The sequence below is a fragment of the Alistipes sp. UBA6068 genome (assembly GCF_949428155.1).
GTDB classification, from domain to species: Bacteria; Bacteroidota; Bacteroidia; order Bacteroidales; family Rikenellaceae; genus Alistipes; species Alistipes muris.
The window spans coordinates 89,164-102,712 of the sequence record NZ_CASQFS010000005.1; the positions used below are offsets into that span (position 1 = coordinate 89,164).

14 protein-coding genes and 1 tRNA gene are annotated in these 13,549 nt (G+C 61.5%); 6 read left to right on the forward strand and 9 right to left on the reverse strand.

Annotation, left to right across the window (positions count from 1 at the left end):
* Nucleotides 1-300 precede the first annotated feature (300 nt).
* Nucleotides 301-376: transfer RNA gene (locus QVG21_RS04180), tRNA-His, on the reverse strand.
* Between the two features lie 232 nt (nt 377-608).
* Here QVG21_RS04180 and QVG21_RS04185 point away from each other — a divergent pair.
* The gene (locus QVG21_RS04185; RefSeq protein ID WP_251213897.1) at nt 609-878 is read left to right on the forward strand and encodes a co-chaperone GroES; all 270 of its coding nucleotides are present in this window, start codon (nt 609-611) and stop codon (nt 876-878) included.
* A gap of 12 nt (nt 879-890) precedes the next feature.
* Entirely contained in the window at nt 891-2,522 is a 1,632-nt protein-coding gene (gene groL, locus QVG21_RS04190) for a chaperonin GroEL (RefSeq protein ID WP_251213896.1), read from the forward strand.
* A gap of 74 nt (nt 2,523-2,596) precedes the next feature.
* Here the strand turns inward: groL and QVG21_RS04195 are convergent, their stop codons facing one another.
* The 8 genes from QVG21_RS04195 to cls form a co-directional block, all read right to left on the reverse strand.
* The gene (locus tag QVG21_RS04195; RefSeq protein WP_287922533.1) at nt 2,597-3,886 is read right to left on the reverse strand and encodes an anti-sigma factor; all 1,290 of its coding nucleotides are present in this window, start codon (nt 3,884-3,886) and stop codon (nt 2,597-2,599) included.
* An 11-nt stretch (nt 3,887-3,897) separates the two neighbouring features.
* The gene (locus QVG21_RS04200; RefSeq protein ID WP_287922535.1) at nt 3,898-4,383 is read right to left on the reverse strand and encodes an RNA polymerase sigma factor; all 486 of its coding nucleotides are present in this window, start codon (nt 4,381-4,383) and stop codon (nt 3,898-3,900) included.
* Nucleotides 4,384-4,523: 140 nt separating this feature from the next.
* On the reverse strand, nt 4,524-5,138 hold the full coding sequence (locus tag QVG21_RS04205; protein WP_287922537.1) for a phosphoglycerate mutase family protein: 615 nt from the start codon (nt 5,136-5,138) through the stop codon (nt 4,524-4,526).
* 11 nt (nt 5,139-5,149) lie between these two features.
* On the reverse strand, nt 5,150-6,790 hold the full coding sequence (recN, locus tag QVG21_RS04210; RefSeq protein ID WP_287922539.1) for a DNA repair protein RecN: 1,641 nt from the start codon (nt 6,788-6,790) through the stop codon (nt 5,150-5,152).
* 99 nt (nt 6,791-6,889) lie between these two features.
* Nucleotides 6,890-8,119, reverse strand: coding sequence for a bifunctional phosphopantothenoylcysteine decarboxylase/phosphopantothenate--cysteine ligase CoaBC (gene coaBC, locus QVG21_RS04215; RefSeq protein WP_287922540.1), 1,230 nt, complete (start codon nt 8,117-8,119; stop codon nt 6,890-6,892).
* A gap of 13 nt (nt 8,120-8,132) precedes the next feature.
* Nucleotides 8,133-8,459, reverse strand: coding sequence for a DNA-directed RNA polymerase subunit omega (locus QVG21_RS04220; protein WP_287922542.1), 327 nt, complete (start codon nt 8,457-8,459; stop codon nt 8,133-8,135).
* 1 nt (nt 8,460) lies between these two features.
* Nucleotides 8,461-9,279 carry an outer membrane protein assembly factor BamD gene (locus QVG21_RS04225; RefSeq protein WP_251213890.1) on the reverse strand — a complete coding sequence of 273 codons (819 nt, stop codon included), beginning with the start codon at nt 9,277-9,279 and terminating at the stop codon, nt 8,461-8,463.
* Between the two features lie 304 nt (nt 9,280-9,583).
* Entirely contained in the window at nt 9,584-10,948 is a 1,365-nt protein-coding gene (cls, locus tag QVG21_RS04230; RefSeq protein ID WP_287922545.1) for a cardiolipin synthase, read from the reverse strand.
* Nucleotides 10,949-11,117: 169 nt separating this feature from the next.
* On the opposite strand from cls, the gene greA reads away from it, so the two are divergent.
* From greA to QVG21_RS04250, 4 genes are all read left to right on the forward strand, one after another.
* Nucleotides 11,118-11,594, forward strand: a complete 477-nt coding sequence (gene greA / locus QVG21_RS04235; protein ID WP_251213888.1) for a transcription elongation factor GreA — start codon at nt 11,118-11,120, stop codon at nt 11,592-11,594.
* A gap of 267 nt (nt 11,595-11,861) precedes the next feature.
* Complete coding sequence (locus tag QVG21_RS04240; RefSeq protein ID WP_287922626.1) at nt 11,862-12,830, forward strand: alpha/beta hydrolase; 969 nt, start codon at nt 11,862-11,864, stop codon at nt 12,828-12,830.
* 6 nt (nt 12,831-12,836) lie between these two features.
* Complete coding sequence (locus QVG21_RS04245) at nt 12,837-12,980, forward strand: hypothetical protein (protein WP_287922547.1); 144 nt, start codon at nt 12,837-12,839, stop codon at nt 12,978-12,980.
* Nucleotides 12,981-13,131: 151 nt separating this feature from the next.
* Nucleotides 13,132-13,470 carry a hypothetical protein gene (locus tag QVG21_RS04250; protein WP_251213886.1) on the forward strand — a complete coding sequence of 113 codons (339 nt, stop codon included), beginning with the start codon at nt 13,132-13,134 and terminating at the stop codon, nt 13,468-13,470.
* Nucleotides 13,471-13,549 lie beyond the last annotated feature (79 nt).

A 13,549-nucleotide genomic window follows, 5' to 3' on the forward strand; every position in this document is an offset into this window, starting at 1 on the left:
TCATCGGTTGATCCGCGATTTTCCCGACAAAACAAAGGCGTCCAATTTTGTTGGACGCCTTGTTCTTGAAAAATAGGGTGGAAGAAGGGGCTCGAACTGCGCAGCAGTCGCGGGGCGGCCATTGAAATGGACATCTTTTCGCCCCGCAACCCCTATCCGTGAGAGGTGCTTCGGAAAAAAGAACGGCTTCCGCAGGAAGCGTTTTTGTCGGGATGCGACAAGGAAGTCCGGACTTGGCTTGACCGCATCCCGACAAAACAAAGGCGTCCAATTTTGTTGGACGCCTTGTTCTTGAAAATAGGGTGGAAGAAGGGGCTCGAACCCTCGACCTTCGGAACCACAATCCGACGCTCTAACCGACTGAGCTACATCCACCATCTCTACGGCGCGATGCCGTATCGGGATGCAAATGTAATACGTTTTTTCGCTTTCGCCAAATAAAAGCGCCGAAAAATCGTCGGTCGCCGCCCGTGGGTGACAAAATGGCAGTCCGGGCTGTAGCTTTGTCACGTCGCGCCTGCCAAAAATGGGTTGGCACACCTCTTGATGGATAGGGAGTTGCCTGTGCACGTACAAGACATCTAAAAACCAAATAAACAGCAAAGATTATGAACGTAAAACCTTTATCGGACCGCGTGCTGATTCTGCCGAATCCCGCGGAGGAGAAAACGGCCGGGGGCCTCATCATTCCCGACACGGCCAAGGAAAAACCCCTTGCAGGCAAGGTCATCGCCGTCGGCCCCGGTACTTCGGAGGTCAAAATGGAGGTCAAGGCGGGCGATCAGGTCCTCTACGGCAAGTATGCCGGGCAGGAAATTCAGATCGACGGCACCGATTACCTCATCATGAAGCAGAACGATATTTTGGCAATCATCTAATCTTAAAGAGCTATGGCAAAGGAAATCAAATATAACGTCGAGGCGCGCGAGCTCCTCAAGGAGGGTGTCGACGCTTTGTCGAACGCCGTGAAGGTCACGCTCGGTCCCAAGGGCCGCAACGTCATCATCGACAAGAAGTTCGGGGCTCCGCAGGTCACCAAGGACGGTGTCAGCGTCGCCAAGGAGGTCGAGTTGGAGGACCCGTTCGCCAACATGGGCGCCCAGATGGTCAAGGAGGTCGCCTCGAAGACCAACGACGATGCCGGCGACGGTACCACCACCGCTACCGTTCTCGCCCAGGCCATCATCGGCGTCGGGCTGAAGAACGTCACCGCGGGTGCCAACCCCATGGACCTCAAACGCGGTATCGACAAGGCCGTGGCCGCTGTCGTCGAGTCGCTGCGTAAGCAGAGCCAGGAGGTGGGTTCCGACTTCGCCAAAATCGAGCAGGTCGCTACCATTTCGGCCAACAACGACGAGAACATCGGCAAGCTCATCGCCGAGGCCATGTCCAAGGTCAACAAGGAGGGTGTCATCACCGTCGAGGAGGCCAAGGGTACCGAGACCCACGTCGAGGTGGTCGAGGGCATGCAGTTCGACCGCGGGTATGTTTCGGCTTACTTCATCACCGACCCCGAGAAGATGGAGGCCCAGCTCGAAAAGCCCTATATCCTCATCACCGACAAGAAGATTTCGACCATGAAGGAGCTCATGGGCGTGTTGGAGCCCGTGGCTCAGAGCGGACGTTCGCTGTTGATCGTCGCTGAGGACGTCGACGGCGAAGCTCTCTCTGCTTTGGTTGTCAATAAGTTGCGTGGTACGTTGAAGATCGCCGCGTGCAAGGCTCCCGGTTTCGGCGACCGCCGCAAGGAGATGTTGGAGGACCTCGCCGTGCTGACGGGTGCCACCGTCATTTCGACCGACAAGGGGATGAAAATCGAGGATGCGACGCTCGAAATGCTCGGCACGGCCGATAAGGTGACGCTCAACAAGGAGAACACCACCGTTGTCGACGGAGCTGGCAAGAAGGAGGAAATCGCTGCCCGTGTGGCTCAGATTCGCGCTTCCATCGAGAAGTCCACTTCCGACTACGACAAGGAGAAGTTGCAGGAGCGTCTGGCCAAGTTGGCCGGCGGTGTGGCTGTGCTCTACGTCGGTGCCGCTACCGAGGTCGAGATGAAGGAGAAGAAAGACCGCGTCGACGATGCGCTGGCCGCTACGCGTGCTGCCGTCGAAGAAGGTATCGTTCCGGGCGGCGGCGTGGCTTACATCCGCGCTACGGCCGCTCTGGAGGGTATGAAGGGTGCCAACGACGACCAGACGACGGGTATTCAGATCGTCAAGCGTGCCATCGAGGAGCCCCTGCGCCAAATCGTTGCCAACGCTGGCGGCGAGGGTTCGGTCGTGGTCAACAAGGTCCGCGAGGGCAAGGATGCGTTCGGCTACAACGCCCGCGACGACAAGTACGAGGACATGCTCAAGGCCGGTATCATCGACCCCACCAAGGTGTCGCGCGTGGCTTTGGAGAACGCCGCGTCCATCGCGTCGATGTTCCTCACCACCGAGTGCGTGCTGGCCGAGAAGAAGTCCGAGCAGCCCGCCATGCCCCCGATGCCCGCAGGCGGTATGGGCGGCATGATGTAACGGATTCCCGTTTTACGGTAAAACCCCGGTTTGCCTTTGGCAAACCGGGGTTTTGTTTTTCCGGCAGGTTCGGATCAGAGACCGCCGTCGACAAGCCAGCACTTTTCGGGGTTGTCGTTGCGCAGGGCCAGCATCAGTTTTTCGGTTTTGCCGTTGGCCAGGAGGACTTTGCAGGGTACGAAGACGCCGGCATACTGGCCCGAGCGTACCGCTTGGCCGATGGCGATGACTGCAAGTCCTCTGTAGTGCGCTTCGAGTTCCTTGCGGATGTCGGTACCATAGTAATGGAGCGCTTCGTCGAGTAGCGTTTCGTCCCACGAGCCTATTGCCCGAAGAACGCGGGCCGCCGCCTCTTCGGCCGATATGTCGACCAGCTGTGCGCCGGAGACCGGCTCTGCAAGGTCGATCCACTCGATGCCTTCGGGTACTTCCCATATGGCCCGGTCGACGGGTTCGTCGTAGACTATGCCGGTGCTTTCCAGCAGGACGGAGCGGCTGCCGTCCGGCAGAATGGCCGTGATGCGCAGGTCGAGCAGCCGGCCGCTCTGCTTGTCGAAACGGTATTCGCGCAGGGTGTTCGATTCGGCGATGGAGCTGTTGAGCAGATAGTCGCTTTGGCTGAAATCGCCCCGGGCCGGCATTGCGACGGTAAGCCGGACGGTGGCGGCATCCTCTGTGATTTCATATTGCGCTCCTTTCGTGCGGAATGCCTGCGCCTGTTCGGCCAGCAGCAGCCGTTGCAGGTCGAGCAGCAGTCCGAGTTCGCCTTCGGGATGGTAGCCGTCGGCTTGGCTGCACCACCCTTCCCCGGCATCCCGGAGCCACATGCGTGCCGTTTCGCCGTCGCAGAGGGCCGTGCGGCCCGGTTTCTCGATGCGCCAGCGCAGCGTGTCGCCGTATTCGACCGTTACGGTGCAGGGTATCGGCGGCAGCGCGGGGTCGGTGTAGGTGAAATTCTCGCGGGGTGTTGTTCGGATGCGGAGGGCGATGCGGAGCGTTTTCACGTCGTTCATCACGGCTGCGGCACATCCGAAGTGTTTGCGGGCAGCATAAGCCGGCGTGCGGACGGTGAGCAGGAGCACGCCGGCAAAGATTGCGGCTGCGGCTGCCATGGTGCCGAACAGGCGGTAGATGCGGTTCCGGCGGGGATGTCCGGCCGATGCGGCGGCCGTCAGAATGCGGTCGCGCAAGTTGTCGGAAGCGCGGGGATTGCTGCGGGGCGTGACTGCATCGAGGGCTTCGGCGGCGGCACGGAATTCGGCAGCGCAGTCCGGGCAATGTTCCAAGTGGTGCTGTTCTTCGTGCGTAAAGTTGCGGCCGTCGAGCAGGTCGATTATACGGTTGCGGAATTCGGGACAGTTCATGGTTGCGGATTTTACAGATTCAACGTTTTTCTTAGTTTTGTGATGCCGCCGCCGAAGCGGGACTTGACGGTCGAGACCGGGCATCGGAGCACCTCGGCGATCTCCGTGAAGCGGAGCGACGCATAGGTGTGCAGACGGATTGCTTCGGCCTGTTCGGGCGGGAGCCGGTCGAGAAGCGTTTCGATTCGTCGGGCTTCTTCGTGAGCCTCCGTTTCTTCGGGGGTCAGGTCGGGCAGGCGATTGTCGATCGGCACCAGGGTTGTCCGGCGCCGGATTCGGTCGTAGCAGTCGTTGCTCACCATTCGGAAGAGGTAGGCACGCGGGTGGCCGACGGGACGTTCGGGTCCGGATGCCCATTTCAGAAAGGCATCCTGCACGACATCTTCGGCATCCATGCGCGACCCCAAGCGGAAGAAAGCAAAGCGGAACAGCGGTTCGCGGCAGCTGTCGACCAGCTCCTCCAGTTCCCTGAGGCGTTCGGTGGAAGATTGTTTCATTGTTTTTTTCGGTTTTTAACGCGCGTTTGTAAATAAGACGCGAAAAAAGGGAAAAAGACGAAAAAACGCAGGATTTTTTCCTGCGTTTTCGATCGGAATCGGCTGCGGCGGGTTCTTGACGCCGGTATGGCCGCATCGGGTCATTCGGCCTGCGATTCCCGGGATTCTTCCGGCATCCATTCGACGATGCCGTCGAGCGGGTGTGCCGCCAGCCATTCTTCCAGCTGCGGCCATGTCCGCACGCCGTCGCGCAGGACGGCCATGTAGTAGGCGATGCCCGGAATCTTCCGTTCGTCGGGCGTGTCGTATTTCAGCCGCAGGATGGCTGTGCGGGTCTCGTCGGTCAGCGCGGCCGTTATCCGGTCGGCCATGCGCTCGAACCAGCCGTCCCACGGCGAGCCTGCCTGCATGTGGATCATGTCGATTTGCCACAGCTGCCGTTCGTCGTCTTCGTACCACGCGTGCCATTCCAGGCATCGGTCCGGCGCGTCGAGCAGGTTGGCGAATTCGATGCGGCGGATGCGCGGGTTTTCGGCCAGCCGGGCCATGGCGGCGAAGCTCTCCGAAAGGCGCAGTTGGGGCGAATAGATGTGGTAGTCGATGTCGCGGTGGCGCACCAGCAGTCCCATGCGCAGCGACCCTACGAGCCGCGGTTCGGCGCCTACGGAGCGCCAGATTTCTTCTATTTGCAGTTCGCCGACGATGGCTTGCGCGCGCTGCCGGTTCGCAGCCGCGAGTTGGAGGACAGGGTCCATATGAAGTAAGGTTATTTTCCCAGCAGAATCCGGGCCTGCGCCAGCGCGGCGTCGGTCACGGTGTTGCCCGACAGCATCTTGGCGATTTCGGCAACGCGTTCGTCGTCCGTCAGCCGGGCGATGGCGGTGCGGCCGTCGTGCTTCGAGACCACGAAGTGGGCCGCGCCTTTCGAGGCCACCTGCGGCAGGTGGGTGATGTCGATGACCTGCATCGTCGCCGAGAGCTGCGCGATGATGTCGCCCATCGCGTCGGCTATGCGGCCCGAGACGCCCGTGTCGATTTCGTCGAAGATGATGGTCGGCAGCTGCACCCGGCTGGCCAGCAGGGCTTTGATGGCCAGCATGACGCGCGAGAGTTCGCCGCCCGAAGCGATTTTTTCGATGGGCCGCGGCGCCGCGTTGCGGTTGGCCGTAAAGAGGAATTCCACCGCGTCGGCACCCGTGCGGCCGGGTTCGGTCGGGGTCAGACGCGCCTCGAACTGCGTTTCGGGCATCCCCAGCCGGGCCAGCGTCGCGCAGACCGATTCGGCGAAAGCCGGAGCGGCCTTGGCGCGTCCCTTGCGGAGCCGTTCGGCCAGCGTGCCGACCTTGGCTTGGGCTTGCTGAAGCGTCGTTTCCGCCGCTTCGAGGGCTTCGCTGCCGTGGTCGAGGGCCGCCAGCTGCGCCGTGCAGCGGTCGCGCAAAGCAATCAGTTCCGATTCGTCGGCCGCGCGGTGTTTCTGTTGCAGGGCCAGCAGGGTGTCCAGCCGGGCCGAGAGTTTGGCCAGCCGGGCCGGGTCGGCGTCGATGCGTTCGCTGTCGGCCGCCGCCGAGCTGCCGATGTCCTTGAGTTCTTCGATGACCGAGCGGATGCGTGCCGCGTATTCGCCCGCCGCGGGATAGTGTTCGCCGATGTGCGCCAGCTCGGTCTCTGCCGTCTTGAGCTGCGAGAGCACCCCCGTTTCGTCGGTGTCTAAGGCGTTGCGCAGTCCCGCCAGCGCTTCGCCGATGCGGTCGGCGTTCTCCAGCACAGCCAGCTCTTCCTCCGTTTCTGCCTGTTCGCCTGCGCGGAGGTCGGCGGCCGTCAGTTCTTCGGTCTGAAAGCGCAGCCATTCTTCGTTGCGGCGCCCTTCTTCGGCGGCTTCGCGCAGGGCGGCGAGCTGCCGTTTCAGCTCCGTCATCTTCGCGTATTCGGCGCGGTATTGTTCGAGCAGTCCGCCGTTTCCGGCCACGGTGTCGAGGGCCGAAATCCGGAAATCCTCGGACGAAAGAATCAGATTCTGGTGCTGCGAATGGATGTCGATGAGCCGTGTGCCCAGTTCGCGCAGCTGCGTCAGCTGCACGGGCAGGTCGTTGACGAACGAACGGCTTTTGCCCGCCGGGGTCAGTATGCGCGTGAGGATGGTCTGCGGCGCGTAGTCGAGGTCGTTTTCCTCGAAAAAGGGTTCCAGCCCGAGCCCGTCGAGGTCGAAAGTGCCCTCTACCACGCAATTGCGCGTCGTATCCTTGACGGCCGAAAGGTCGCTGCGGGCGCCCAGCAGCAGTCCCAACGCCCCCAGCAGGATGGATTTTCCGGCGCCCGTCTCGCCCGTGATGATGTTCAGCCGGGCGTCGGGCTCCAGAACGAGCGTGTCGATCAGCGCGTAGTTTTCGACCGTGAGACGGCGTAGCATTTTCGGAAAGTGAAAGGTGAAAAGTGAAAGGTGAAAAGCGGGCGGCTGTTATCTTGATTGAAAATCGGGGTCGTTTCCGCAAGGGGCCGGAAAATCCGGTCAGTTCTTGGACAGCAGCGATTCGATTCGTCCGGCGATGCGTGCGGCGACTTCCGTCTTGCTCAGCAGCGGCAGTTCTTCGCGGCCGCGGCGGTCGATGAAGGTCACTTTGTTGGTGTCGCCGCCGAATCCCGCACCGGGGTCGCGCAGCGAGTTGAGCACCACGAAATCGAAATTTTTCTTGGTCAGCTTGGCTTCGGCGTTGTCCGCTTCGTGGTCGGTTTCGAGCGCAAAGCCTACCAATACGCGGCGGCCTTTCTGCGTACCCAAGTGGGCTGCGATGTCGCGTGTGCGGCGCAGGGCGAGGGTCAGTTCGCCGTCGTTTTTCTTGATTTTCGTCGTCGCGACTTCGGCAGGCGTGTAGTCCGCCACCGCGGCGCACATGACGGCTCCGTCGGCATCGGCGAACGCTTCGACCGTCGCGCGGAACATCTCGTCGGCCGACAGCACGTCGCGCCGTTCTGCTCCCGCAGGGGTCGGCAGCGAGGTCCGGCCGCTCACCAGCACCACTTCGGCGCCGCGGCGGGCCAGTTCTCCGGCGATGGCGTAGCCCATCTTCCCGGTCGAGTGGTTCGAGATGAAGCGCACCGGGTCGATGGCTTCGATGGTCGCGCCTGCCGTCACGACGAACCGTTTGCCCCGCAGCGGGCTGTCGGTCCGTGCGGCGAAAAGTGCGTTGAGCGAGGCGGCGATTTCTTCCGGTTCGGCCATGCGGCCCTTGCCCGTCAGTCCGCTCGCCAGCTCGCCCTCGCCCGGCTCCACGATTTTTACTCCCCGTGCGGCCAGTTCGCGCAGGTTCTCCTGCGTGGCCGGGTGGGCATACATGTCGAGGTCCATGGCCGGGGCGACCGCCACCGGACAGCGGGCCGAAAGGTAGGTCGTCAGCAGCAGGTTGTCCGCCACGCCCGTGCGCATCTTGGCCAGCGTGTTGGCCGTGGCTGGGGCTATCACGTAGCAGTCGGCCCATTCGCCGAGCGAGACATGCGAGTTCCATGCGCCGTTTTCGGGGTCGAAGAACTCCACCAGAATCGGGTTCTTCGACAGCGTGGCCATCGTCAGCGGCGTGATGAACTGCTTGGCCAGCGGGGTCATCACCACACGCACCTCGGCGCCTGCCGTTTTGAGCAGCCGGCAGAGCGCGGCAGCCTTGTAGGCCGCGATGCTCCCCGTGACGCCCAGCAGGATGCGCCGTCCCTCCAGCGCTCGGTACGCTACTTGCCCGGACTGCATGGTCGGTCGGGGGTTACGCCTCCGCTTCGGGTTTGTTCTCCTTGTAGAAAAGTTCGTCGTCGAGGAACTCTTCCGTGGCGATGATGACCGGTTTGGGCAGCCGTTCGTAGTAGCGCGAGATTTCGATCTGCTCGCGGTTCTCGAAGGTCTCCTCCATCGTGTCCGTCGGCGACGAGAAATCGGCCAGCTTGCGGTTGAGCTCGGTCTTCAGCTCGGTCGAAATCTGGTTGGCGCGGCGGGCGATGATGTTGACTGTTTCGTAGATGTTGCCCGTCTCCTTGTCCAGGTCGACCAGTTTGCGCGTGACGGTGTTGTTGGGAATGTTCTTCTTGATTTCCATCTTATATGTTGTTGTCTTTGTTGTTGCTGTCCAGGTAGTCGCGGGCGTGCTTGGCCATGCGCTCCGCCTCCTTCATGCGGTCCGATTCGGGGTAGGCTTCCTTGAACGACAGGAAACTGTCGATCATGGCCAGGTAGCGGTCGGTCTGTTTCGAGGCTATGGAGTTGCTGGCGAAACGGTAGCTCGCGTCGACGATCAGAAACATGATTTCCTCGCGGTGTTTCGAGTCGGGATACTCCTTCAGCGCGTTTTTCAGCGCCGTGATGGCCGATTTGTAGCGGCCTATCTTATAATAGGTGTAGGCGTTCAGATAGGCTTTTTCTTCGAGCCGTCCTGTGAGTTCCTTGTGGATGTTCAGAAAGTTGTCGACCTGTTCGCTCTCCGGATAGCGCGACACGAATTCGTTGATGGCCATCAGCGTCTGCCCGGTCATCGTCTGGTCGCGCGTGGGACCCGGCGAAAGGTAGTAGAAGCACATGGCGTACATCCCCTCGGCATCTTCGATGAAGCCGCTGCGGCCGAATTTGCGGCGGAAGTCGTCCAGCAGCTGTGCCGCGGCTTCGTAGTCGCGGTTCTTGTACTTGCAGCGGGCGTTGAAGAACGAAATCGAATCTTCGCGCGGCGTGCCGATGTAGTAGTGCTGCGCACCCTCGAAAAGGGTCGAGGCCCGCTGCCATTTCTCTTTGCCGTAGTATTCCAGCGCCATGGCGTAGATCCGGTCGGGCTGGCCGCTTTTCAGTACGGCGTTCATGCCGCCGCATCCGCTGAGCGAGACCGCGATGGCCGCGGCGCAGAGGGCATGTAGGAGGGTTTGCTTCATCGCATGAATCTTTTACGGCGCTTTATCGCGCAAAGTTACGTATAAATTAACGAAAAGCAAAAAATAATCGGCGTCTGTTGTTCGGGCCGTTTCTCGCTTTTCGGGGTCTTTCCCGCCGCTTCCGCGGCGTATTCAGGTCTGACCCCACCCCAAACCCCTCCCTCGGGAGGGGCTTGTTCCGGCCGTCTTCCCGTTCGTTCCGGCAGGGCGGATTTTTCCGGGCGGCACGGGGCCGACCGTATCGTTATCCTAACGAAAAGCAAAAAATATTATTGCCGTGCGGACGGGCGGAAGTGCGGGGCGGTCAGAGCAGGGGCGAGAGCAGCCGCAGCAGGTTGCCCGCAGTCCGGCGCAGCGGGGAGAGGCGCCATGTGCGGCCGTCGATTCTCGTGCAGTTCCGGCGGTCGGCGTCGAAGGTCGCGGCCATGTTCCGGGCCACTTCGCGGTCGCGAATCAGCACCGTCACTTCCATGTTGGCCGTCAGACTGCGGTAGTCCATGTTGGCCGTGCCTACCGAGACCGTCTCGTCGTCGACTATCAGTACCTTGGCGTGGAGAAATCCGTTTTCGTAGCGGCACACTTCCGCTCCGGCGTCGAGCAGGTCGTCGACGTAGGTGTCCGAAATCAGGTCGGTCAGGTGCGAATCGCTGCTCGTCGGAATCATGATTTCGACCCTCACGCCGCTGCGGGCCGCCATCCGCAGGGCGTCGAGCAGCAGCGTCGGCGGCAGGAAGTAGGGCGAGCAGATGCGCACCCGGCGGCGGGCCCGGGCAATCAGCAGGGCGAACGCTTCGGCTATCGTGTGGCGCGAGGGGCCTTCTTCGGACCACGCCAGTTGGAGGGAGGTGCGTTCCCGGACGGTGTGCGGGGCGATGTAGTCCGCCGGGTCGAGCCGTTCGCCCCGCGCCGCGGCCCAGTCCGCAAGGAAGAGCCGTTGCAGGTCGGCTACGATGTCGCCCTCGACCCGCAAGTGTTCGTCGCGCCATTTGCCGCTGTCATCGCCGTCCAAGTAATATTTGGCTATGTTGATGCCGCCTATGTAGGCTACCTTGCCGTCCGTGACTACTATTTTGCGATGGTTGCGTCGCGTGGTGCCCGGCCGGAACCACGGGAACCGCAGCGGGGCGTAAGCGGCCGTGCGGATGCCCGCTTCGTGCATCCGGCGCAGCATCCTGCGGCTCAGCCGCCATGAGCCCACCGCATCGTAGATGACCCGCACTTCCACTCCGGCGCGCGATTTGCGGATGAGGATTTCGGCTATCGTGCGGCCTATGCGGTCGTCGCGGAAGATGTAGTATTCCATGTGGATGGTGCGGGTGGCGTGTTGCAGCGAGGCTATCAGCGCCGAGAAGGCGTTGTTGCCGTTGTGGAGCGGTTCGACCCGGTTGCAGAGCGTGGGGCGGGTGCCGCAGCCGTGGAACACCAGTTTGCCTACCGGGTCGGCGGGCGGGTCGGAGCGTCGGGGCACAGGTGTGCGGCGCTGGTACCCGGCCAGCAGATAGAGCAGCGTCCCCGCCACCGGGAGCAGCAGGATGATGGCCGCCCACGCGGCTGCCGACGAGGGTATGCGGTGCTGGCGCGTCACCAACGGCAGCGCGCAGCAGCTCCACAGCAGATGGATCGCCAGCAGGACAGACATATTCCGCCGCCCGGGCATAGTTCGTGCCATGCGTATCCGAAAAATATTTGGAAATTCGGATTTTACTCGTTACCTTTGTCTTATTGAGCAAAAGGGGTTCTGGCCTTCCGGGTCAGGATTCTTGTTTTTTGCGTTTTTCGCAGTCGGTCCCTGGGGGTCGGTTGTTGGTGTAAGCGATTAATTTTAAGTTATATATATCATGGCAAAAGAGATTATTTATCTGACGGCGGAGGGTTACAGAAAGCTGAAGGAGGAACTCGACCATATGCGTTCCGTCGAGCGTCCGGCCATTTCGGCGGCCATCGCCGAGGCGCGCGACAAAGGCGACCTTTCGGAGAATGCGGAGTACGATGCGGCGCGCGAGGCGCAGGGTCTGCTGGAGATGCGGATCGCCAAGATGGAGGACACGCTCTCCAACGCGCGTATCATCGACGAGACCAAGATCGACAAAAGCAAGGTGCAGATTCTCAGCAAGGTCACCCTGCTGAACCACAACACCCAGAAGCAGATGGTCTATACCATCGTCGCCGAGCACGAGGCCAACCTGCGCGAGGGCAAGCTCGCCATCGGCACCCCCATCGCCAAGGCGCTGCTCGGCCACAAGAAGGGCGATTGCGTCGAGGTCGAGGTCCCCGCCGGAACCATCCGGTTCGAGATTCTCGACATCAATATCTGACCGTTGCGGCCGCGTGCCGCCCGGATTTTTCCTGGCAGGACCGCCCGCACGGTCCTGCTTTTTTGCGCTGTTCCGGTGTTGTTCCCAAGTTCCGGAATCGGGGTATTTCTTCCCGTAAAACAGGTATCCGCCCGTCCGTCGGAAGCGCCTATTTTTGCATCGGATTTCAATAGCCGAATCATGCGTAATTTTTTGTGGACTGCCGCCCTTGCCGCCGTCGTTGCCGCAGCGGCCCGCCCGCAGTCCGAAACCAAAACCGACACCCTCATGGAAAAACTGCAATTGACCGAAACGTGGGACAAGACCTTCCCGCAGAGCGGCCGCGTGAGCCACAGCAAGGTCGTTTTCACCAACCGTTACGGCATCGCGCTCGCCGCCGATTTGTATGTGCCGAAAGATGCTTCCGGCAGGCTGCCCGCCATCGCCGTCTGCGGGCCTTTCGGCGCCGTCAAGGAGCAATGTTCGGGGCTCTATGCCCAGACCTTGGCCGAGCGCGGGTTCCTGACCCTGGCGTTCGACCCGTCGTTCACCGGAGAGAGCGGCGGGCAGCCTCGTTACGTCGCTTCGCCCGACATCAATACGGAGGATTTCTCGGCCGCCGTCGATTACCTTTCGACGCGCGAGGATGCCGATCCCGGGCGGATAGGCATTGTCGGCATCTGCGGCTGGGGCGGTTTCGCCCTCAATGCCGCCGCCATCGACACCCGCATCCGGGCGACCGTTGCTTCAACGATGTACGATATGAGCCGGGTCACCGCCAACGGGTATTTCGACACGATGGATTCCGAGGCTCGTTACCGGCTTCGCAGGGAGCTCAGCGCCCAGCGCACGGCCGACGCCCGCAGCGGTTCCTGCGCCCGGGCCGGAGGGGTCGCCGACCCTTTGCCCGAGGATGCGCCGCAGTTCGTCCGGGATTACCACGCCTATTACAAGACCCCGCGCGGTTATCATGAGCGTTCGCTCAATTCCAACGACGGTTGGAACAAGACTTCGGCCTTGTCGTTCGTCAACATGCCGATTCTGGCTTACAGCGACGAAATCCGCAGCGCCGTGCTGCTGATTCACGGCGAAAAGGCCCATTCGCGCTACTTCAGCGAAGATGCGTTCAAAAGGCTGACGGGCAGCAACAAGGAGCTGATGATTGTTCCCGGTGCCAGCCATACCGACCTTTACGACAATTCGGCCGTCATCCCGTTCGACAGGATGGAGTCGTTTTTCCGCGAAAATCTGCAATAGTGTGCCATGAATTTCAATATGTTCTTTATCGTCATGTTCTCTTCTTTCTCGCTGACGACCGCGGCCGTGTGGAAGCCGGGACGGCGGTTCGGCGGCCGCGAATCCGCCGCGGCGCTCCGAGGTTGGGTCGAAAGGCTGGAGCTCGACTGAGCCGGGAAGTTCCCTCCCTTTTTACAGGTATTTTGCAGGGCCGCCGTTGCGCGGCCTTTTTTTATTATTACCTTTGCCCCCGATAAGTTTCGCCCCGGCAAACTCCGGCCCGTCCGGTATTGTTCCCGGCGCGGTTACCTTGGCACTCCGAATGACGATGCGTACCTTGCTGAAAAAATGCTATGCCTGCCTGCTGCTGTCGGTTATGGTGGCGGCCCATGCAGGTCAGAAGGTGCATATCTATACCGAGGACCACGCCCATTTCCCCGCATTCGCCGGCGACCTGGTGCCCGACAACGGGGCTGCGGCGCGTGTGGCCGACCTCTGTACGGTCGACGATTTCTGCTTCTTCCCCGCCGTGGAGCAGACGGCCTATTTCTTCACGGCCGGTTTCGCGCTGCTGGCCGTTCTGAGGCCTGGGGTGACGCGCTGCCGTTGCTGTCTGCCTTTCGGAGCGTCGCTGCTCCGTGCTCCGCCCGCCGTGCGCTGACGTTCCGCGTCAGCTCGAAAGGCGAGAACAGCGCCTTTCGTGTTCCTTGTTATCAGGCCGCGTGCAGGCGGACTTTTGT